This window comes from Novosphingobium sp. (genome assembly GCF_041905565.1).
GTDB lineage: Bacteria > Pseudomonadota > Alphaproteobacteria > Sphingomonadales > Sphingomonadaceae > Novosphingobium.
The window spans coordinates 258,480-278,523 of record NZ_JAYRKX010000002.1; the positions used below are offsets into that span (position 1 = coordinate 258,480).

Here is a 20,044-nt window from a genome sequence, read left to right on the forward strand (position 1 = left end):
ACTGGGCCCTTGCGCTCCCCTGCCCCGATCCTCGCCGCCACGCTGGCGCTGCTTGCCGCCCCGGCGCTGGCGCAGGATGTTGCCGCGTCCGATCCGGTGGACACCTCGGTCACGATCTACCGCGCGCCGTGGCGAAATGGCGGCTCGATCAGCCTGGATTCGCTGGGCGGGTTTGCCGTGGTCACCGAAACGCGCCGGGTGACGATCCCGGCCGGGCGCAGCCGCCTGCGCTTTGTCGGGGTGGTCGATGGCATCGTGCCGGAAAGCGCGATCGTCACCGGCCTGCCGGGCGGCGTGATCGAAAAGAACCGCGATGCGGCCCTGCTCTCACCCGCCACCTTGCTGCGCGCTTCGCTTGGCAAGCAATTGCTGCTCAAGCGCACCAGTGCGACGACAGGCAAGGTCACCTTCGTGCCAGCCGAAGTCACATCGGCCAACGAAACCGGAGTGATGCTGCGCACCAAGGACGGGATCGAAGCGCTGCGCTGTTCGGGCGTGCCCGAAGCGCTGCGGTACGAACCGGGCACCGGCGGTCTTTCCGCCCGCCCCACCCTGTCGGTCCAGACCCGCAGCGCCCGCGCGCTGACCGCCACGGTCACCCTGACCTACATCGCCCAGGGGTTCGACTGGTCGGCCAATTACACCGCGCAGGTCAGCGCGGATGGCAAGACCATGGACCTGGGCGGCTGGATCACCCTGGCCAACGGCAATTCGGTCAGCCTCAACAACGCCCAGACGCAGATCGTCGCGGGCGGGCTGAAGCGCGCCTATGTGCGCCAGTTCGCCAACGCCATGCCGCGCGCCCTGGCCAGTTGCTGGCCGATGCAGAAGACCAGCGATGTGCCGCTGAAGCCCGATCGTCCCTATGAACTGGTGCAGCCGTTCCTGGGGCTGGCCTATGACAGCTTCGACGCGGAGATGAGCAGCGCCGAACTGCGCAAGATGAACCGCATGGCCCTGCCGATGATGGCTATGGCCGCTCCGCCGCCTCCACCGCCCCCCGCTCCGCCTCCACCCGAGGCCGAGCAGCTGGGCGATCTCAAGCTCTACCGCGTGGCGGAACGCACCACCGTGGCGGCGCGCCAGATGAAGCAGACCCGCCTGATCGAGCAGCGCGGCGTCCCGTTCGAACGGGTCTACCTGGCCGAATTCTCCGCCCGGTCGTGGAGCGACGTAACCAGTGAGGTCATGGCCACACCCCTGCTGCGGACCCGCAACGACAAGGCAAGCCAACTGGGTCTGCCGCTGCCGGCCGGATCGTTCCTGGTCGAACAGGAGCAGTCCGGGCGGGCAATGCTGGTGGGCGAACCGCAGCTGGCGGATACTACCGTGGGCGAAAAGATCGAGCTGCGGCTCGGCCCTGCCCCCGATGTCACCGTGACCCGCACCGTCCTGGCCGCAAGCAAGGACCGGGCGCTGGTCCCGATGCTGAGCAGCGCACTGTTCGACCGCCTGAGCAAGGGCGAACAAGTCCAGCGGATCCAGATTGCCAATGCGGGCGCCGCGCCGATCCAGCTGGAAGTGAAATACTACACCGCCGGCGCCCAGCGCCTGGTCGATGCCGACCGGCCGCTCGACAAGGTGGATGGCCGCTACGTGTTCCGCATCGAAGTGCCTGCCAACGACAAGCTGGTGATCCATTACGCCGTGACTGGGATCTGAGCCGGGCGGCCTATTCGGGCGAACGCGCTGCCAACCAGGCCGACAGCGCCTTGCGATCGATGATCCGCAGGCTGCGATAGCCTGTTTCGATCAGGCCCGCGCGCTTCAGAACGCCCAGCGCCTTGGACAGGGTCATGACCGAAGTGCCGATCAGCGCGGCGAGATCGTCCTGCACGCATTCGATCGTGCCGGGCGGATTGCCCTGGGTGCGCAGCGACAACAGGATCTTGGCGAGGTGGACCTCGCGCGGGAGGGCGCGCAGGTCATCGCTCATCGCCATTGCGCCCGACAGGCGCAGCGCCGTAATCCGGTAGAGCGCCAGCGCCACCACCGGATTTTCAAGGACTTTGGCAAAAGCATCGGCATCATAGTGATCAAGCCGCACCGCGCCGACCGCCACCGCATCGTGCGTGCGCCGCTGCCGCCCGCCGTGCAGCAGAACATCGCCAAAGTGCTGGCCGGGCTGGATCGAACTGACGAAGGTCTGCGTGCCATCGGCATGGAGCCGGGTCAGCCGGACCCGACCGGATATCACCACGCACATCGACGGATCGCGATCGCCCCGGCGGTGAATCAGCTCGCCATCCTGATAGCTGCGGCGCGTGCCCAGCGCGGCCAGCCAGTGGCGCTGCTCAGCGGTCAGCAGGTCAAGCAGGGCAAGGCCGGCCAGCGCAATCATCGCCGCGCATCCAATTCCCAAAAAGTTTATAGTCAAGTCGGCATAGCCCGGCTTAGGCAGGTCCGCAACAAAGCAGCTTCGGGTCGCGATGCGAGGTGGGGGCCTCGCTCCGGAGTGGGATGGGGGAACGGGCGCCGCGCCGAAAGGCAGCGGCGCCCGCCTTCGTTCGGGCGGTCAGCTTGGACCAACGGGTTCAACTAGCCCCTTGCCACCGAAGTGCCTGCCGCCTATCGTTTAACCAAGCGATTAAACATCACGGGGGAGAACCCATGCGTTTCGAAGGCACCAGCAACTACGTCGCCACCGATGATCTGAAAGTGGCGGTCAACGCCGCGGTGCTGCTGCGCCGCCCGCTGCTGGTCAAGGGTGAACCCGGCACCGGCAAGACCGTGCTGGCCCACGAAATCGCCAAGGCGGTGAACGCCCCGCTGATCGAATGGCACGTCAAGAGCACGACCAAGGCGCAGCAGGGCCTCTACGAATACGACGCCGTGGCCCGCCTTCGCGATGGCCAGCTGGGCGACGAACGCGTCCATGACATTTCGAACTACATCAAGAAGGGCAAGCTGTGGGAAGCCTTCGTTTCGCCCCAGCTGCCGGTGCTGCTGATCGACGAAATCGACAAGGCCGACATCGAGTTCCCGAACGACCTGCTCCAGGAACTCGACCGGATGAGCTTTGACGTCTACGAAACGCGCGAAACGATCGCGGCTGCGGAACGCCCGATCGTGGTCATCACCAGCAACAACGAAAAGGAACTGCCCGACGCGTTCCTGCGCCGCTGCTTCTTCCACTATATCAAGTTCCCCGATCGCGACACGATGCAGGCGATCATCGACGTCCACTTCCCCGGCATCCAGAAGACGCTGGTTTCGAAGGCGATGGACGTGTTCTACGAAGTCCGCGAAGTGCCGGGCCTGAAGAAGAAGCCCTCGACCTCGGAACTGCTCGACTGGCTCAAGCTGCTGCTCAACGAGGACATGCCGCTCGACGTGCTGCAGAACCGCGACCCGACCAAGGCGATCCCGCCGCTGCACGGCGCGCTGCTCAAGAACGAGCAGGACGTCATGCTGTTCGAACGCCTGGCCTTCATGGCGCGGCGGCAGAGCTGAGTGCCCGCCGCCGCTGCGGGGTCACTCCTTCGGCGGCCCCAGCCGTTCCATCGGCACTTCGGCGAACATGCGCTGCACCGCCGGGCGCTGGTTGATCTGCGCGATCCAGCGCACCAGCCCCGGCGTGTCAGCCTCGTTCACCAGGTCGGCAAAGCCGTGCTGCATGCCGTTGGCGATCGCGAAGTTGCAGATGTCAGCCAGGGTGTACATCCCCCCCCCCAGCCATTCATGCTCGCGCAGGTGATCGTCGAGCCGGCGGACCGAAACGGCAATCTTGCGCATTTCCTCGTCCAGCAGGTCCTGCGGGAAGCCTTCGCGCGCGCGGCGCCATTTGACCTGTTGTTCCGGGATCGGGATCTTCTTGAGGTGTTCCTCGAACTCCTCGTCGCTCAGTGCCTTGGCCATGTGGCTGACGCCGCGATGCCAGCCGATCGTGGACACGCACCAGCAGAAATATTCGTCGACCCACTTGGTCCACACGCGCATTTCGGCGCGGTCGGCCAGGTCATCGGGGCGCAGCTTCACTTCGGTCGGATACTTGTCCTCCAGGTATTCGCAGATCACCGTCGATTCCGTGATCACCCGGTCCCCATCGACCAGCGCCGGCACCTGGCCGCGCGGGTTGATTGCCTTGAACCAGTCGCTGTGGTGTTCGAACTTCGCGGGGTTGAGCCGGATGCCCTCGAATTCCAGCCCCTTTTCATACAGCGTGAGCAGCGGCTTGAGCGAGTTGGCCCCGGGGCCGAACGAGTAAAGCTTGAGCATGTAGCAGGCGTCCTCTCTGTTTGCGGGCAGCCTACATATTGTATGTATTACATACAAGTCTTGAGTATGCCGCGATGAGTGCCCCCGCCCACACCCGGTTCGCCGCGGTCCGCACCGCGCTCGAACAGTACGAGCCGCGCCCGGGCTGGCACTCCTGGCTCTATGAATTCCTGCTGTTCGGCTTCAAGCAAGGCTGGGCCTGCCTGTTCGGCGGTCTGATGCTCGCGCTGTTACTGGGCACGCACCTGTTCTATCCCGCCGATGCCGCGCTCGCCCGTTATGACTTCCTGACGCTGGCGGCCCTGACGATCCAGGCCGCGATGCTCGCCTTCCGGCTCGAAACGCTGGAGGAAGCCAAGGTGATTCTGGCCTTTCACGCGGTCGGCACGGTGATGGAACTGTTCAAGACTGCGGCCGGATCGTGGCTCTATCCCGAAGCCAGTGTGCTGCGGATCGGCGCCGTGCCGCTGTTCAGCGGGTTCATGTATGCGGCAGTCGGCAGTTACCTGGCGCGGGTGTGGCGGATCTTCGACTTCCGCTTCACCGCCTACCCCAGTCCGGCACTGGCAGGCGGCGTGGCCGTGCTGATCTACGTCAACTTCTTCGCCCATCACTGGCTGCCCGACATCCGCCTGGCGCTGTTCGCCGCGCTGATCCTGTTGTTCGCCCGCACCCGCATCTGGTTCCGCGTCTGGCGCGAGGAGCGCTGGATGCCGCTGCTGGTGGGCTGGCTGCTGGTCGCGCTGTTCATATGGTTTGCCGAGAATATCGGCACTTTCGCCAATGCCTGGCGCTACCCCAGCCAGAAGCACGAATGGGCGATGGTCAGCCCGGCCAAGCTGGGTGCGTGGTATCTGCTGATGTATATCTCTTTCATTCTGGTCGCGGTGGTGCATAAACCGCAGGGAAAGGCCTGATCCGATGTTTTTCAATTTCGTGGATGAACTGCGCGCCGCCGGCATCAAGGCGAGCTTCAAGGAGCACCTGATGCTGCTCGAAGCGCTCGACAAGGACGTGATCGAGCAGACGCCCGAGCAGTTCTACTATCTCTCCCGCGCGGTGTTCGTGAAGGATGAAGGCCTGCTCGACCGGTTCGACCAGGTGTTCAACAAGGTCTTCAAGGGTCTGCTGACCGATTACGGCCAGAACCCGGTCGACATTCCCGAGGACTGGCTCAAGGCTGTGGCGGAAAAGTTCCTCACGCCCGAGGAAATGGCCGCGATCGAGAAGCTGGGGTCCTGGGACGAGATCATGGAGACGCTGAAGAAGCGGCTCGAGGAACAGCAGAAGCGCCACGAAGGCGGCAACAAGTGGATCGGCACCGGCGGCACCAGCCCGTTCGGCAACAACGGCTACAACCCCGAAGGGGTGCGGATCGGCGGCGAAAGCAAGCACAAGCGCGCGCTGAAGGTCTGGGAAAAGCGCGAGTTCCAGAACCTCGACAATTCGCGGGAGCTGGGCACCCGCAACATCAAGATCGCGCTGCGCCGCCTGCGTCGCTTCGCCCGCGAAGGCAGCCCGGACGAGCTGGATCTTGACGGCACCATCGCCGGCACCGCGCGGCAGGGCTGGCTCGACATCAAGATGCGCCCGGAAAAGCGCAACGCGGTCAAGCTGCTGTTGTTCCTTGATGTCGGCGGATCGATGGACCCGTTCATCAAGCTGGTCGAGGAACTGTTCAGCGCCGCCACGGCAGAGTTCAAGAACCTTGAATTCTTCTACTTCCACAACTGCCTGTACGAAGGCGTGTGGAAGGACAACAAGCGCCGGTGGAGCGAACGCACCAACACCTGGGACATCCTTCACAAGTACGGGCACGACTACAAGGTCGTGTTCGTCGGCGACGCGGCGATGAGCCCGTACGAGATCACCCATCCCGGCGGCTCGGTTGAACATTTCAACGAGGAAGCCGGCAGCGTCTGGCTGCAGCGCCTGGCGCACGTCTATCCGGCGACCGTGTGGATCAACCCTGTGCCCGAAAAGCAGTGGTCCTATTCGCAGTCGACCAAGATGATCCGCGAAGCGGTCGGCGGCTCGATGTTCCCGCTGACCCTGGAAGGTCTCGACAACGCGATGCGCGAGCTGACCCGCAAGAAGCATTGAGCGCGTGGACGGGGGTACACGCCACAACGCCCGCCGCGCCATCGTTGGCGCGACGCTGGGCAATGCGATCGAGTTCTACGACTTCCTGGTCTATTCGATCTTCGCGATCCAGATCGGGCAGGCGTTCTTCCCTTCGGACAACGCCTATCTCTCGCTGATCGCGAGCCTGGCGACTTTCGGCGCAGGCTTTGTCTCGCGCCCGCTGGGGGCCTGGCTGATCGGTTCCTACGCGGACCGGCATGGGCGGCGCCCGGCACTGCTGCTGACCCTGGCCTGCATGGGGGCCGGCATCGCCGGTCTGGCGCTGACCCCCAGTTATGCCCAGATCGGAATCGCCGCGCCGATCATCGCGGTGATCGCGCGGCTGCTGCAAGGCTTTGCCCTGGGGGGCGAGGTTGGCCCCAGCACCGCCTTCCTGATCGAGGCTGCGGCGCACACCCACCGCGGGCTGATCGGCAGCCTGCAACGCGTTACCCAGCTGGCGGCCGGCGGCATGGGCGCGCTGGTCGGCCTGGTGCTGAGCCTGGTGCTGACCAAGGCGGAACTGGCCGACTATGGCTGGCGCATCGCGCTGGGGCTGGGGCTGGTGGTGATCCCCTATGCGCTGTGGGTCCGCCGGACCCTGCCCGAAACCCACGCGGTTGAGGAACGCGCGGCCCATGCCCCGCCGCCGACGCGCCGGGAATGGCGGATCATGGCGCTGGGTTTCGTGCTGTTTTCGGCCGGCACCTCGACCAGCTACATCCTCAACTACCTTGGCACTTTCGCGCAGGCTTCGCTCAAGATGGGGCAAAGCGCGGCGCTGGGCGGGCAGTTCCTGTCCTATGTTACCGGGGTGATCGCCGGGCTGGGCGCGGGCTGGCTGAGCGACCGGGTTGGCCGCCGTCCGGTCATCCTGGCCGCCGCGATCGTGCCCTTGCTGGGGGCCTGGCCGCTGTTCGCCTGGCTGATCGGCAGCCCCACCCCCGCCACATTCACCCTGGCCTGCGCCCTGTTCGGCCTGGCCAACGGCATTTCCAGCGTCTTCGTAGTCGCGGTCAGCGAAAGCCTGTCCAAGGCGAGCCGGGCGCGCAATTTCGCGATGGGCTACACCCTGCCGCTGACCATTTTCGGCAGCACCGCGCAGCTGATCGTGACCTGGGCGATCAAGGAAAGCGGGACACCCATGGCAATTGCCTGGTATCTGATCGCGATCTGGGTGCCGGGGCTGATCGCCGCGTTGCTGATGCCCGAAACCGCCCCGCACCGCACCGGCCAAGCGCAGGCTTGATCGCCCCAAGATTTCCCATGCTTGCAATGCGGACGCCAAGGTCCATCTCTGCCGCATGACCGCCAATCGCCAGCCAGCCCTGTTCATCGGCCACGGATCGCCGATGACCGTGATTTCCGACGTGCCGGAACGCCGCACCTGGCAGCGACTGGGACAGGTCCTGCCCCGCCCGCGCGCAATCCTGGTCGTCTCGGCGCACTGGGAAACGCATGGTAAGACCCATGTCACCGCCGGTCCTGCCCCGCGCACGATCCATGATTTCCGCGGCTTCCCGCCGGAGTTGTTCGCGATGCAATACCCGGCCCCCGGATCGGACGAGCTGGTCCAGCGGATTGTCGACCTGCTTGGCACCGACCGGGTCCAGCCCGATGACAGCTGGGGCTTCGATCACGGGGCCTGGGGGGTGATGCAGCCGATCTTTCCGGCGGCCGACATTCCGATGGTGGCGATGAGCCTGGATCGCTCGCTCGACGGCGATGCCCATGCCGCGCTGGGCGCGGCGCTCGCCCCGCTGCGCGATGAAGGGGTCTTGCTGGTGGGCAGCGGCAACGTGATCCACAACCTGGCGCTGTGGCGGCAATACGCCGGCACCCAGCCCGACTGGGCGCTGGACTTCCGCGCGCGGATCAACCGCGCGATGGTGGCCGGCGATCACGCCGCGCTGACCCATTTTGCCGCTGATGACCAGGCTGCCGGTGCGGCGATCAACAGCGCGGAGCATTACCTGCCGCTGCTCTATGTCCACGGCGCGCGGCTGCCCGGCGACGGGGTGGGCCTGTTCAACGATACGCTGGACGGCGCACTGTCGATGACCAGCTACCTGATCGGCGACACGGCGCTGTTGACACGGCTCGGCTGACACTGGTCCCGCCGCCGCGCGGCGGCTAAGACCCGGTGATGGACCGCCAGTTGCTGATCATCTGCCTGTTGACCGCCGGGATCAACCTGATCGGCACCCTGGCTTATGCCGCGCGCATCGCCGGGGTGCGCACGCGCCGCATTGCGATGAGCTTTGCCCTGTTCAACATCCTGGTGCTGGTCAGCCGCACGTCGAACAGCTTTCTAGGGCCGTTCCTGGCCAAGCGGATCGAAAACCGCATCGTCCACGGCGGCGGGGACAGCCTGTTCCTGGATTTCCAGATTATCCTGGCCTCGGCCAGCGTCTCTGTCGCGGTGGGGATCGTGCTGGTACCCAGCGGGCAGCGCCTGTTCGCCCGGGCGATCGGCTATTTCCAGCAGCACCGCTCAACCGCCAAGCTGATCCTCAAGACCGCGACGCCAACCGGGCTCAAGACGGTGCGCGATGCGCTGCATCCACCCTCGCTGATGCACCTGCGCAACCTCGCCAAACCGCGCGGCGTGGGCTGGGGCGTGCTCCTCGCCAATTGCCTGGCCCAGGCGCTGATTACCGTGGGCGTGGTCGCCTCGCTCTATGCCGGTTACCTCAACCCCGAATTCCGCGTTACCGCCAGCCAGCTCTCGGCGGTGATCAACGGCTTTGCCACGATCCTGTTGTTCGCGCTGATCGACCCGCAGTTGTCGGTGATGACCGACGATGCGGTGGAAGGCCGGGTCAGCGAAGCCCTGTTCCGCCGCACCATCGTGTGGATCAGCTTCAGCCGCCTGGCCGGCACGATGCTGGCGCAGGTCCTGCTACTGCCTTCGGCGCAACTGATCGCCTGGATCGCGAACTACGTATAGCGGTCCAGCTCGCCGGTCAGGCGCGGGCGCACCAGCCAGAACAGCAAGGCCGGGATTAGGCCCATGAAGGCCGCGCCGTAAAGGACGTAACGCACCGATTCCTCTCCGAATTCGGGCTTGAGGAAGTCCGAGATCATCCCGAAGAACAACGGTCCCAGCCCCAGCCCCAGCAGGTTCTGGCAGAACAGCAGCATGGCGCTCGCCACCGCGCGCTGGTGCGGCGCGACCAGCCCCTGCACCGACGAGAACACCGGGCCGTAATAGAGCGAATTGAGCACGTTGGGGACCATGATCAGCGCCAGCGACACCCGCCAATCGGTCGCCTGGTAGGCGGCAAAGGCCACCGGCACTGCCAGCGCCATGCCGATGGCCGGTGCGGTCACCACGTGGCGGCGGTCGGTCGCGCCGAAGCGGTCGGCCAGCCAGCCGCCCATGAAGGTGCCGATCATCCCGGCGATCCCGCCCCACAGGCCGAACCAGAAGCCCACTTCGCCGGGACTCATCCCGTGGCTGCGCTGGAAGAAGATCGTCGACCAGGTGGTCTTGCCATAAGACAGAAACGAACAAGCCGATCCCGCCGCCAGGACCAGCACGAAGGTGCGCGATCCGGTCAGCACCTTCAGCGTGGCCAGCAGGCCCAGCGCTCCACCCTCTGCCGCAGTGCGCGAGGGCCGCGGCGGATCGCGGATCAAGGCCACCACCACCAGCGCCAACAGTACGCCCGGCGCGCCGACCAGCAGAAAGGCCGTGCGCCAGCCGATCTCATCCGCCAGATAGCCGCCGATCACCATACCCAGCAGCGATCCTGCCGGGATCCCCAGGGCATAGAACGCCATGGCGCTGGCGCGCTTGTTTGCGGGCACGCGGTCGGCAATCAGCGAATGGGCGGCGGGCGTGCAGCCGGCCTCGCCTACGCCCACCCCGATCCGGGCGAGCAGCAACTGCGCGAAATTCTGCGCCAGGCCGCACAGCGCGGTCATGCCCGACCACACCGCCAGCGCCCCCGCAATCAGCCAGCCGCGATTGGTGGTGGGCCGATCGGCAATGCGCGCGATCGGCAGGCCCAGAAAGGTGTAGAACAGCGCAAAGGCCAGCCCCGTCATCAGCCCGATCTGGGTGTCCGACAGATCCAGATCCTTGCGGATCGGTTCGGCCAGAATGTTGACGATCTGCCGGTCAAGGAAGTTGAAGATGTAGACGACCAGCAGCACCCACAGCATCACGCGGGTGGAGCCTCGCCAGTCGGTGGCAGCCGGTCCGGTCATCCTTCTCCCTTTCAGTAGAGCAGCAGCGACTGGGTCGCTTCCTGCCAGGCCGCCTCGTCCGGCCTGGTCAGAGCGTCGAGGTCGTCCGGCGCGGCCTGCGGATCGTCCACCCATTCGCGCAAGGCCGGGCCGCCGTTGATCACGTCGATCGCCAGCCGTTCGAACTCGTACTCATAGGGAAAGTCGCGCCACAGCGGATAGTCCGGGTAGAGCCGCCGGATCGCCTTGAACGCCAGCGCCTGGAGCCGCCACGGGCGGAACGCGGCGTGATCGTAGAATGGCCCTTCGGCGTGGATCATCAGCGCGCTGCACAGCGCATGGGCGTGCTTGTGGAACGTCGGCTCGAACCAGCATTCGCGGATCCGGCAGCCGTCCAGCCAGTGCGGGGCAAGCCGCTGCATTTCGGCATGGACGGCGCGGGCATCCAGATCGGGCGCGCCGAATAACACTTCGAGCGGGCGGGTGGTGCCGCGCCCTTCGGACAGGGTGGTCCCTTCCAGCATGACCGTGCCGGCATAGGCGCGCGCCATGTTGAGGTTCGCCGCGTTCGGGCTGGGGTTGATCCACACCCGGTCAGTCGGCCAGCCAAGCCCCGGGCCGTCAGGCTGCCAGCCGTCCATCGCGATCACGCGGTAATCGACATCGAGGTTGAAGTGCCGCACGAACCATTGGACCATTTCGCCCAGCGTCAGCCCATGGCGCATCGGCATGGGGCCGGCCCCGACGAAGCTTTCCTGGCCGGCGCGCAAGGTCAGCCCTTCGACCGGGCGCCCGGCCGGGTTGGGCCGGTCCAGCACCCATACCGCCTTGCCAGTGCCTGCCGCGGCTTCCAGCACATAAAGCAGCGTGGTGACGAAGGTGTAGATCCGGCAGCCCAGGTCCTGCAGGTCGAACAGGAACACGTCGGCCGTGTCCATCATCCGCGCGCCGGGGCGGCGCACCTCGCCATAAAGGCTGAACACGGGGATGCGGTAGAGCGGGTCCAGCTCGTCCGCGGTTTCGACCATGTTGTCCTGCTTGTCGCCCTTCAGCCCGTGCTGCGGGCCGAACGCGCTGGTCACATTGACCCCGGCGGCAATCAGCGCGTCGAGCGAATGCGTCAGGTCCGCCGTGACGCTGGCCGGATGGGCGACCAGGGCAACGCGCTTGCCTTCCAGTGGTTTGCGCAAGGCGGGGTCCGCCAACAGGCGGTCGATACCGAACTTCATGGGGCGAGCGGTGCCGCAAGCGTGGCGGCAAAGCAAGCGGCATGGTGAAAGTCGGCCTTGCCCGGCGGATGAGCGATCGCCCAGTACGACAGCTGCCCGCCCTGCTCCTCGATCACGGCGCTCAGCCCATAGGTCCACGGCAGCGGTGGCAGCGCGGATCGCGGGATCGCCGCATCGAAGATCGCCAGCCCCTGCCCCTGGCGCATGGTGCAGACGGGACCGCGCGCCACCGGGCGGTCGGCCATCCCCGCGCGGTAGCCGGTAAAGTCATAGGCGGCCCAGCGTTCGGACGGGCTAAGGTTGAATTCGGCATAGCCCGCCTGCCCGTCTGCCCGCACGAACAGCTCGAAGCAGGTGGTGCGCCACAGGCCATCCGCGCGGCCCTTACCCGCCAGCGGCGGAACCACCAGCGCGCCCGCGCCCTCGATCCGCCAGCGCAGCGTCAGCCAGTGCGGGTCCAGACCAATGATCCGCGCCTGCACGCCGCGCAGATCGCGTGGCGGATGATCGCCGTGGCAGGCCAGTTCAAACATTTCCAATCCGCACCACTCCGTGCTAGGCGCGCGCCCGCAAACCGGAAAGCACGCATGACCTATCAATCGACCTTGCTCCGCCTGCTCGACGAGCGTGGCTACATCCACCAGCTGACCGACGCCGAAGGGCTTGATGCCCTCGCCGCGAAGCAGGTCGTGCCCGGCTATATCGGCTTCGATGCCACCGCGCCATCGCTCCACGTCGGCAGCCTCGTCCAGATCATGCTGCTGCGCCGCCTGCAACAGGCCGGGCACAAGCCGGTCGTGCTGATGGGCGGCGGGACGACGCGGATCGGCGATCCCACCGGCCGCGACGAAAGCCGCAAGATGCTGAGCGACGAGACGATCGAGGCCAACATCGCCTCGATCCGCACGATCTTCGAGCGCTTCCTGACCTTCGGCGATGGGCCGACCGACGCGGTGATGGTCAACAACCACGATTGGCTGGGCAAGCTGGGCTATATCCAGCTGCTGCAGGAAGTGGGCACCCATTTCACCATCAACCGGATGCTGACGTTCGATTCAGTCAAGCTGCGGCTTGATCGCGAACAGCCGATGACGTTCCTCGAATTCAACTACATGATCCTGCAAGGCTACGATTTCCGCCACCTTGCCAAGAACATGAGCGTGCGGCTGCAAATGGGCGGCAGCGACCAGTGGGGCAACATCGTCAACGGGATCGAACTGGCGCGCCGGATGGACGGCACCGAAGTGTTCGGTGTCACAACCCCACTCCTGACCACGGCTGATGGGGCCAAGATGGGCAAGACCGCCGCAGGCGCCGTCTGGCTCAACGACGATGCCCTGCCGGCCTACGATTTCTGGCAATACTGGCGCAATGCCGATGACCGCGACGTGGGCAAGTTCCTGCGCCTGTTCACCGACCTGCCGCTGGACGAGATTGCCCGGCTCGAAGCGCTGGAAGGCAGCGAAATCAACCAGGCCAAGGTGATCCTCGCCAATGAAGTCACCCGGCTGTGCCGCGGCGAGGAAGCTGCCCGCACTGCCGAAGCGACGGCGGCGGCAACCTTCGCCGGGGGCGGCCTGGGCCAGGACCTGCCGGTGCTGGAACTGCCGGCTGCCGGACTGGCGATGATCGACGCGCTGGTTGGGATCGGCTTTGCCGCCAGCCGAGGCGAGGCCAAGCGCCTGATCGCCGGGGGCGGCGCGCGAATCGACGGCGAAGCGGTTACGGACGAATCGTTTCACATCGCCGGCGGGGCCGAACGGCGCATTTCGTCGGGCAAGAAGAAGCACGGAATCCTGCGCCCCGCCTGATGAAAGCCTTATCCGGCAAGAACTTGCCGGGTTTACGGTTTATTCGGCAATATCCTGCATCCTTGGGGCTGTTCGAATCCACCAGGAGGCACCACGGGCATGGGCGCAGGAGCTCAACTGACCGTAACCGACATGCGCCGGGCTACCCGCCACCCCGTCGATCACAAGGTGATCGGCGAACATCGGCGTCTGGGCGACGTGCATCTGCATATCGTCAATCTTTCGGCGCATGGCTTCATGGCCGATGGCCAGCTTGAGCTCAGCCGCGGTGAACGTGTGGTGATCCGCCTGCCGGTGGTCGGCCGGATCGAAGCGCACCTGATCTGGGCGACTGCCGAGCGCGCCGGATTCCAGTTTGAACGGATCATTCGCCTGGATGACTTCATCCGCATGATCGACACGCTGCAACCCAACCCGCGCCTGCGCCGCTCGCGCTAAAGCAGCCGTTTATCACCGCGTAGCAAGTCCCGCCTTGGCAAGCGCCGGGCGGGGTGCCATTGCTGGCGAGTGAGCCAGCCGACCCATCCCCTGCAAGTCCGTGACTATCGCCTGATCTGGCTGACGCGGTTCATTTCCACCGCTGCCACCACATCGATGGTCGTGGTGATCGGCGCGCAGACCTATCAGATCGCCCGCGAAGTCCACCAGCTCAGCGAGGCGCGAGCCGCCTTCCTGCTGGGCGTGCTGGGGCTGGTGCAGTTCATCCCCTTTGCCCTGCTGACCCCGCTGGCCGGGGTCCTGGCCGACCGGATGGACCGGCGCTACGTTGGCGCGGTCTCCTGCACCATCGACCTGGTGATCGCGGTGGGTCTGGCCCTCGCCAATGCGATGAACGTGCTGACACTGCCGCTGCTTTTCACCATGGCCGCGCTGTACGGCGCAGCCCGCGTGTTCATGGGGCCGGCCATCAGCGCCATCGTACCCAATGTGGTCCCGGCCGAACTGCTGCCCAAGGCAGTCGCGACCAGTTCCATCGCCTGGCAGTCTGCCGCCGTGATCGGCCCGGCCCTGGCCGGGTTCCTACTCGCCCGCGACCACGCCCTGCCTTACTGGTTTTCGGCCGGCGCGCTGGTGCTGGCGATCATCTCCCTGCTGGCGATCCATCACCGCGCACCGCCAGCCGCCGCTCCGGCCCACCCGCTCAAACTGATGAGCGAGGGCGCGAAATTCGTCTGGCACGAACGCTTCCTGCTCGGTTGCGTCACGCTCGATCTGTTCGCCGTGCTGCTCGGCGGCGCCACCGCCATGCTCCCGGCCTTCGCCTATGACGTGCTCAAGGTGGGTGACGAAGGCCTCGGCCTGATGCGCGCCGCGCCGGCGCTCGGCGCTTCACTGGTCGCGCTGTACCTTGGTTTCCGGCCCATCGCCCGCAATGTCGGGGCCAAGATGCTGTGGGCAGTCGCGGTCTATGGCGCAGCCACGCTGGCGTTCGGCCTGTCGCACAATTTCCACCTCTCGCTGGCCATGCTCGCCGTGCTGGGCGCGGCCGATGCGGTGTCGGTGTTCATCCGCAACACCCTGGTCCAGCTCAACACCCCGGATGACAAGCGCGGCCGCGTTTCCTCGATCTCGGGCCTCGCGATTTCCGCCTCGAACGAGCTGGGTGAAATGCAGTCTGGCCTCGCCGCCGCGCTGCTCGGCCCGGTCGGCGCGGTTGCGCTGGGCGGCGCGGGCGCCGTGGTGGTGACGGCGATCTGGACCGTGTTATTCCCCGAACTCAAGCGCGCGAAGACCTTCGCGCCGCAGTACCGTCAGAAGGAAGATGTCTCATGAAGGCTGACAGCATCCTTGCCACCATCGGCAACACTCCGCACATCCGCCTGTCGCGGCTGTTCCCGGACCATGAAGTCTGGATCAAGGCCGAACGCGCCAATCCCGGCGGCTCGATCAAGGACCGCATCGGCCTCGCCATGATCGAAGCGGCCGAGGCTGACGGCAGCCTCAAGCCCGGCGGCGTGATCGTCGAGCCGACCAGCGGCAACACCGGGATCGGCCTCGCCATGGCGGCTGCGGTCAAGGGCTACAAGCTGGTGCTGGTCATGCCCGAATCGATGTCGATCGAGCGCCGCCGCCTGATGCTCGCCTATGGTGCGACCTTTGACCTGACCCCGCGCGAAAAGGGCATGAAGGGCGCGATCGAACGCGCGCACGAACTCGTCGCCGGCACCCCCGGTGCGTGGATGCCGCAGCAGTTCGAAAACCCGGCCAACATCGCCGTCCACATGAAGACCACCGCCCAGGAAATCCTGGCCGACTTTGCCGACACGCCCATCGACGTGCTGATCACCGGGGTTGGCACCGGCGGCCACCTGACCGGCTGCGCCGAAGCGCTCAAGGCCAAGTGGCCTGCGCTCAAGGCCTTCGCGGTCGAACCAACCCTTTCGCCGGTAATCTCGGGCGGTCAGCCTGCTCCGCACCCGATCCAGGGCATTGGCGCGGGCTTCATCCCGGCCAACCTGCACACCCAATCGATCGACGGTGCGATCCAGGTCGACCCGGCCGACGCCAAGGAAATGGCCCGTCTGTGCGCCACGAAGGAAGGCATGCTGGTTGGCATCAGCTCGGGCGCGACGCTGGCCGCGATCAAGCAGAAGCTGGCTGAGTTGCCGGCCGGCAGCCGCGTGCTGGGCTTCAACTACGACACGGGCGAGCGCTATTTGTCGGTGCCGGACTTCCTGCCGGAATGAGCACGCTCGAGCGGGTCGACTATAGCGATCGCGGCACAGCGCTGACCGGGTGGCTTGCCCGCCCGGCAGGCGCGCCGCGCGGAGCGGTGGTGGTGTTCCCGACCATCGCCAACGTGTTGCCCGCAATCGAACGGCGCGCCCAGCTGCTGGCCGACATGGGCTATGCCGCGATGATCGCCGATTTCTACGGCGAACCTGTGGCCAGCTTCGAAGCCTCGCGTCCCTTGGCCGAAGCGCTGCGCGGTGATGTCGATCACTACCGCGCCCGCCTGCACGCCGCCGTTGCCGCACTCCGCGCGCATCCGGCGGCGCAGGGCCTTGCCCTCGCCGCGATTGGCTTCTGCATGGGCGGCCAGGCCGTGCTGGAACTGGCGCGCAGCGGGGCCGACCTCACTGCTGTGGCCAGCTTCCACGGCCTGCTCGATACCCAGCGCCCGGCCGCCGCGGCAATCAAGCCGCGCATTCTGGTCTGCCACGGCGATGCCGACCCGATGGCCCCTCGCAGCCAGGTCATGGCCTTCTGGGAGGAAATGGACGCCGTGGGCGCCGACTGGCATTTCCACAGCTATGCCCGGGTCAAACACGGCTTCACCGACCCCGCCAGCGATGCGCGCGGCCTCCCTGCCATTGCCTACGACCAAAGCGCCGACCGCCAGAGCTGGGCCGCGCTGACCAGTTTCCTGAACGAGGTTTTCGCCTCCGCTTGACCTTGCGCAAATCCCCTCGCCTCCACCCGGCCTAAGCGCCGTGGTGGAGGTATTTCCATGCGCCGCACCATCCTGATTGTCGGAGCCGGTCCTGCCGGGCTCAGCCTGGCCCGTTCGCTCGCGGGTTCACCGCACCAGGTGGTGCTGATCGAGCCGCAGCCGCGCGAGGAGCTGGCAGCCCCGCCGCCTGACGGGCGCGAAATTGCGCTGACCTTGCGCTCCGAACGCATCCTAGAGCGTCTCGGCGCGTGGCAGCACGTCCCCGAAGCCGAAAAGTTCCCGCTGACCGAGGCGCGCGTGCGCAACGGCAAATCGCCCTTTGCGTTGTCCATCGGCTCGGGCCAGACCGGGGCGCTCGGCCACCTGGTTTCCAACCACCTGATCCGCGCCGCGCTGTTCAAGGCGGTGGACGGCCAGCCCAACGTCGAACTGCGCTGCGGGCGCAAGGTGGTTCAGGCGCGGACCAGTCCCGCCGGGGCGGAGGCTACGCTGGACGACGGCACTCGGCTCGCCGCCGACCTGCTGGTCGCGGCCGATACGCGCTTCTCGCAGACCCGCGAACAACTTGGGATCGGCGCCTCTGTCGAGCGGTTCGGGCACACCATGATGGTCGGCCGGATCCGTCACACCAAGGCGCACCGCGGCGTGGCAACCGAATGGTTTGACCATGGCCGGACCATCGCGCTGCTGCCGCTGGGCGAAGGGATTAGCTCGCTTGTGCTGACCCTGCCCGATGCGGAGGCGCAGCGGGTCTGTGCACTGCCGGACGCCGATCTAACGGCGCTCTACGCCAGATACCTGGGCGATGAATGGGGCGAGATTGCCCTCGAAACGCGTCCCACGCCCTACCCCTTGGCCATGACTTATGCCGAACGCTTCAGCGGCCCGCGCTGCGCGCTGGTTGGCGATGCGGCGGTGGGGATGCATCCGGTGACGGCGCACGGCTTCAACTTCGGACTGCTCAGCGCGTGGCGGCTGGCGCGGGTAATTGCCCAGGCGAGCGACCCGGGCGAACCATCGCGGCTGAAGCGTTATGCCATCCGGCACCGCGTGGCGACCATGCCGCTCTACCAGGCCACGCTGCACCTCGTCGGCCTGTTCACCGACGATCGCCGCCGCGCCCGCCCGATCCGGGCCGGGGTGCTGCGGCTGGGTGCATTGCCGCCGGTGCGCAAGGCGATGGGCCGGCTGCTGAGCGAGCCGGGAATGGCCTGACCCCCTCCCGCCAGCGGGAGGGGTAACCAGTCCGCTTACGCCGTCGCGAAGGCTTCCACCGGCAGCGCCATGACGGCTTCCGATCCGGTTTCGATCTTGCGGCGCAGTGCCCCGGCATCGGGGGTGAAACGTTCGCCATAGTAGCGCGCGGTGGTCAGCTTGGCCTCGTAGAACGCCTTGTCTTCCGCCCCGGCAGCCAGCGCTGCAACCGCGGCTTCACCCATCTTGAGCCACATCAGGCCCAGCGCGACCACGCCCATCATGTGCATGTAGTGGTGCGCACCGGCGCCAACGTTGTTGGGGTTGGTCATACCGTTGGCCATGAACCACATTGTCGCGGCCTTGAGTTCGCCATTGGCGCGTTCGACCCCGGCGGCCAGCACGGCCAGTTCCGGCTTGTCCTTGGCGGCGGCGCAGGCCGCATCGACTTCCGCGAAGAACGCCTGCACGGCGCGCCCGCCGTTCAGCGCCAGCTTGCGGCCCACAAGGTCCATCGCCTGGACGCCGTTGGCGCCTTCATAAATCTGGGCGATGCGCGCGTCGCGGACGAACTGGCTCATCCCCCATTCCTCGATATAGCCGTGGCCGCCGAACACCTGCTGCATGTTGACGCAGGTGTCGAAACCCTTGTCGGTCCCGTAGCCCTTCAGCACCGGGGTCAGCAGGCTGATCATGTCGTCCGCCGTCTGGCGTTCCTCCGGCGTCGCGGCCTTGTGGCTCAGGTCGACCAGCAGGCCGCCCCACAGGTAGAACGCGCGCATCGCCTCGGTGAAGGCCTTGGCGTCCATCAGCATGCGGCGCACGTCCGGGTGAACGAACAGCATGTCGGCCTTTTCCTGCGGCTCGGCCGCCCCGGTCAGGGCGCGGCCCTGGCGGCGTTCCTGCGCATACTTGACCGCGTTCTGATAGGCGACTTCGGCCTGGGCCAGACCCTGGATGCCGACGCCCAGGCGCGCCGCGTTCATCATGATGAACATCGCGGCCAGGCCCTTGTTCTCCTCACCCACGATCCAGCCCTTGGCCCCGTCGTAGTTCATCACGCAGGTGGCGTTGCCGTGGATGCCCATCTTGTGTTCGAGCGCGCCGCACGACACCGCGTTGCGATCCCCCAGCGAACCATCGTCATTCACCAGCACCTTGGGCACGATGAACAGCGAGATGCCCTTGCTGCTTTCCGGCGCGTCCGGAGTCTTGGCCAGGACAAGGTGGACAATGTTGTCGGTCAGGTCGTGTTCACCGGCCGAAATGAAGATCTTGGTGCCGGTGATCGAGTAGCTGCCATCGGCCTGCGGCACGGCGCGGGTGCGGATCAGGCCCAGGTCGGTGCCGCAGTGCGGCTCGGTCAGGTTCATGGTGCCCAGCCATTCGTTGGTCACCATCTTGGGCAGGTACTTCGCCTGAAGTTCGGGCGATGCCTTGGCCAGGATCGCGCTGACCGCACCATTGGTCAGGCCCGGATACATCCCGAAGGCATGGTTGGCCGTGGCGACGAATTCCTCGACCACGAAGCCCAGCACGTGCGGCATCCCCTGCCCGCCGAATTCGGTCGGCGAGGACAGCGTCCCCCACCCGCTTTCACGGTACAGCTTGAAAGCTTCCTTGAACCCGCTGGGCGTGGTCACCGAACCGTCGGGGTTGCGCTTGCAGCCCTCCTTGTCACCCACCGGATTGAGCGGGGCGAGCACTTCGGCGGCGAACTTGCCGCATTCCTCGACGATGGTGTCGACCATGTCGGGGCCGGCGTTCTCGAATGTCGGCAGCGCAGCATATTGTTCCAGCTTGAGCACTTCGTTGAGAACGAAGCGGGTGTCGCGCGCGGGCGCCTTGTAGACGGGCATGATGTGATCCTCGGTTCGAAA

The 20,044-nt window shown here is 66.2% G+C and carries 19 protein-coding genes; 13 read left to right on the top strand and 6 right to left on the bottom strand.

The window, feature by feature from the left end:
- Positions 1 to 9: 9 nt before the first annotated feature.
- Complete coding sequence (locus tag ACE3N9_RS03110) at positions 10 to 1,662, top strand: DUF4139 domain-containing protein (protein WP_374280762.1); 1,653 nt, start codon at positions 10 to 12, stop codon at positions 1,660 to 1,662.
- 10 nt (positions 1,663 to 1,672) lie between these two features.
- Here the strand turns inward: ACE3N9_RS03110 and ACE3N9_RS03115 are convergent, their stop codons facing one another.
- On the bottom strand, positions 1,673 to 2,341 hold the full coding sequence (locus tag ACE3N9_RS03115; RefSeq protein ID WP_374280764.1) for a Crp/Fnr family transcriptional regulator: 669 nt from the start codon (positions 2,339 to 2,341) through the stop codon (positions 1,673 to 1,675).
- A gap of 269 nt (positions 2,342 to 2,610) precedes the next feature.
- Between ACE3N9_RS03115 and ACE3N9_RS03120 the strand changes: the two genes are divergently transcribed.
- Entirely contained in the window at positions 2,611 to 3,453 is an 843-nt protein-coding gene (locus ACE3N9_RS03120; RefSeq protein WP_374280766.1) for an AAA family ATPase, read from the top strand.
- A gap of 21 nt (positions 3,454 to 3,474) precedes the next feature.
- On the opposite strand, the gene ACE3N9_RS03125 is transcribed toward ACE3N9_RS03120, so the two are convergent.
- A complete protein-coding gene (locus ACE3N9_RS03125; protein ID WP_374280768.1) occupies positions 3,475 to 4,218 on the bottom strand; it encodes a glutathione S-transferase family protein in 744 nt (247 codons plus the stop codon).
- A gap of 74 nt (positions 4,219 to 4,292) precedes the next feature.
- Here ACE3N9_RS03125 and ACE3N9_RS03130 point away from each other — a divergent pair, with 74 nt between their 5' ends.
- The 5 genes from ACE3N9_RS03130 to ACE3N9_RS03150 are packed head-to-tail and all read left to right on the top strand — an operon-like array spanning position 4,293 to position 9,292.
- Positions 4,293 to 5,135 carry a DUF817 domain-containing protein gene (locus ACE3N9_RS03130; RefSeq protein WP_374280770.1) on the top strand — a complete coding sequence of 281 codons (843 nt, stop codon included), beginning with the start codon at positions 4,293 to 4,295 and terminating at the stop codon, positions 5,133 to 5,135.
- A 4-nt stretch (positions 5,136 to 5,139) separates the two neighbouring features.
- The gene (locus ACE3N9_RS03135) at positions 5,140 to 6,321 is read left to right on the top strand and encodes a VWA domain-containing protein (RefSeq protein WP_374280772.1); all 1,182 of its coding nucleotides are present in this window, start codon (positions 5,140 to 5,142) and stop codon (positions 6,319 to 6,321) included.
- Positions 6,322 to 6,325: 4 nt separating this feature from the next.
- A complete protein-coding gene (locus ACE3N9_RS03140) occupies positions 6,326 to 7,591 on the top strand; it encodes an MFS transporter (protein WP_374280773.1) in 1,266 nt (421 codons plus the stop codon).
- A gap of 55 nt (positions 7,592 to 7,646) precedes the next feature.
- On the top strand, positions 7,647 to 8,450 hold the full coding sequence (gene ygiD, locus ACE3N9_RS03145) for a 4,5-DOPA dioxygenase extradiol (protein ID WP_374280775.1): 804 nt from the start codon (positions 7,647 to 7,649) through the stop codon (positions 8,448 to 8,450).
- A gap of 38 nt (positions 8,451 to 8,488) precedes the next feature.
- On the top strand, positions 8,489 to 9,292 hold the full coding sequence (locus ACE3N9_RS03150) for a lipid II flippase Amj family protein (RefSeq protein WP_374280777.1): 804 nt from the start codon (positions 8,489 to 8,491) through the stop codon (positions 9,290 to 9,292).
- Here ACE3N9_RS03150 and ACE3N9_RS03155 read toward each other — a convergent pair.
- Genes ACE3N9_RS03155 through ACE3N9_RS03165 form a run of 3 tightly spaced genes read right to left on the bottom strand, consistent with a single transcriptional unit; the run spans position 9,283 to position 12,298 of the window.
- The gene (locus tag ACE3N9_RS03155) at positions 9,283 to 10,557 is read right to left on the bottom strand and encodes a spinster family MFS transporter (protein WP_374280779.1); all 1,275 of its coding nucleotides are present in this window, start codon (positions 10,555 to 10,557) and stop codon (positions 9,283 to 9,285) included. The two genes, ACE3N9_RS03150 and ACE3N9_RS03155, sit on opposite strands and share 10 nt — an antisense overlap.
- A gap of 11 nt (positions 10,558 to 10,568) precedes the next feature.
- Positions 10,569 to 11,765, bottom strand: coding sequence for an exo-beta-N-acetylmuramidase NamZ domain-containing protein (locus tag ACE3N9_RS03160; protein ID WP_374280781.1), 1,197 nt, complete (start codon positions 11,763 to 11,765; stop codon positions 10,569 to 10,571).
- Complete coding sequence (locus tag ACE3N9_RS03165; protein WP_374280783.1) at positions 11,762 to 12,298, bottom strand: DOMON-like domain-containing protein; 537 nt, start codon at positions 12,296 to 12,298, stop codon at positions 11,762 to 11,764. The genes ACE3N9_RS03160 and ACE3N9_RS03165 overlap by 4 nt, the downstream gene beginning before the upstream one ends.
- Before the next feature lie 54 nt (positions 12,299 to 12,352).
- On the opposite strand from ACE3N9_RS03165, the gene tyrS reads away from it, so the two are divergent.
- From tyrS to ubiM, 6 genes are all read left to right on the top strand, one after another.
- On the top strand, positions 12,353 to 13,576 hold the full coding sequence (gene tyrS, locus ACE3N9_RS03170; protein WP_374280784.1) for a tyrosine--tRNA ligase: 1,224 nt from the start codon (positions 12,353 to 12,355) through the stop codon (positions 13,574 to 13,576).
- 99 nt (positions 13,577 to 13,675) lie between these two features.
- Positions 13,676 to 14,014, top strand: coding sequence for a PilZ domain-containing protein (locus ACE3N9_RS03175; protein WP_374280786.1), 339 nt, complete (start codon positions 13,676 to 13,678; stop codon positions 14,012 to 14,014).
- A 69-nt stretch (positions 14,015 to 14,083) separates the two neighbouring features.
- On the top strand, positions 14,084 to 15,349 hold the full coding sequence (locus ACE3N9_RS03180) for an MFS transporter (protein WP_374280788.1): 1,266 nt from the start codon (positions 14,084 to 14,086) through the stop codon (positions 15,347 to 15,349).
- The gene (cysK, locus tag ACE3N9_RS03185) at positions 15,346 to 16,263 is read left to right on the top strand and encodes a cysteine synthase A (RefSeq protein WP_374280790.1); all 918 of its coding nucleotides are present in this window, start codon (positions 15,346 to 15,348) and stop codon (positions 16,261 to 16,263) included. Before ACE3N9_RS03180 ends, cysK begins: the two co-directional genes overlap by 4 nt.
- Positions 16,260 to 16,970 (top strand): dienelactone hydrolase family protein, encoded by a 711-nt coding sequence (locus tag ACE3N9_RS03190; RefSeq protein WP_374280792.1) that lies wholly within the window; start codon positions 16,260 to 16,262, stop codon positions 16,968 to 16,970. The genes cysK and ACE3N9_RS03190 overlap by 4 nt, the downstream gene beginning before the upstream one ends.
- A 57-nt stretch (positions 16,971 to 17,027) precedes the next feature.
- On the top strand, positions 17,028 to 18,185 hold the full coding sequence (gene ubiM, locus ACE3N9_RS03195; RefSeq protein ID WP_374280794.1) for a 5-demethoxyubiquinol-8 5-hydroxylase UbiM: 1,158 nt from the start codon (positions 17,028 to 17,030) through the stop codon (positions 18,183 to 18,185).
- Between the two features lie 35 nt (positions 18,186 to 18,220).
- On the opposite strand, the gene ACE3N9_RS03200 is transcribed toward ubiM, so the two are convergent.
- Entirely contained in the window at positions 18,221 to 20,023 is a 1,803-nt protein-coding gene (locus ACE3N9_RS03200) for an acyl-CoA dehydrogenase C-terminal domain-containing protein (RefSeq protein WP_374280796.1), read from the bottom strand.
- Positions 20,024 to 20,044 lie beyond the last annotated feature (21 nt).

Bases quoted from the DNA above. Each gene is read 5' to 3' on its own strand.
- ACE3N9_RS03120 (WP_374280766.1), top strand. From the start codon at position 2,611: ATGCGTTTCGAAGGCACCAGCAACTACGTCGCCACCGATGATCTGAAA.
- ACE3N9_RS03165 (WP_374280783.1), bottom strand. From the start codon at position 12,298: ATGTTTGAACTGGCCTGCCACGGCGATCATCCGCCACGCGATCTGCGC.
- ACE3N9_RS03200 (WP_374280796.1), bottom strand. From the start codon at position 20,023: ATGCCCGTCTACAAGGCGCCCGCGCGCGACACCCGCTTCGTTCTCAAC.
- cysK (WP_374280790.1), top strand. From the start codon at position 15,346: ATGAAGGCTGACAGCATCCTTGCCACCATCGGCAACACTCCGCACATC.
- ACE3N9_RS03150 (WP_374280777.1), top strand. From the start codon at position 8,489: ATGGACCGCCAGTTGCTGATCATCTGCCTGTTGACCGCCGGGATCAAC.
- ygiD (WP_374280775.1), top strand. From the start codon at position 7,647: ATGACCGCCAATCGCCAGCCAGCCCTGTTCATCGGCCACGGATCGCCG.
- ACE3N9_RS03175 (WP_374280786.1), top strand. From the start codon at position 13,676: ATGGGCGCAGGAGCTCAACTGACCGTAACCGACATGCGCCGGGCTACC.
- ACE3N9_RS03160 (WP_374280781.1), bottom strand. From the start codon at position 11,765: ATGAAGTTCGGTATCGACCGCCTGTTGGCGGACCCCGCCTTGCGCAAA.
- ACE3N9_RS03125 (WP_374280768.1), bottom strand. From the start codon at position 4,218: ATGCTCAAGCTTTACTCGTTCGGCCCCGGGGCCAACTCGCTCAAGCCG.
- ubiM (WP_374280794.1), top strand. From the start codon at position 17,028: ATGCGCCGCACCATCCTGATTGTCGGAGCCGGTCCTGCCGGGCTCAGC.
- ACE3N9_RS03190 (WP_374280792.1), top strand. From the start codon at position 16,260: ATGAGCACGCTCGAGCGGGTCGACTATAGCGATCGCGGCACAGCGCTG.
- ACE3N9_RS03115 (WP_374280764.1), bottom strand. From the start codon at position 2,341: ATGATTGCGCTGGCCGGCCTTGCCCTGCTTGACCTGCTGACCGCTGAG.
- tyrS (WP_374280784.1), top strand. From the start codon at position 12,353: ATGACCTATCAATCGACCTTGCTCCGCCTGCTCGACGAGCGTGGCTAC.
- ACE3N9_RS03130 (WP_374280770.1), top strand. From the start codon at position 4,293: ATGAGTGCCCCCGCCCACACCCGGTTCGCCGCGGTCCGCACCGCGCTC.
- ACE3N9_RS03155 (WP_374280779.1), bottom strand. From the start codon at position 10,557: ATGACCGGACCGGCTGCCACCGACTGGCGAGGCTCCACCCGCGTGATG.
- ACE3N9_RS03135 (WP_374280772.1), top strand. From the start codon at position 5,140: ATGTTTTTCAATTTCGTGGATGAACTGCGCGCCGCCGGCATCAAGGCG.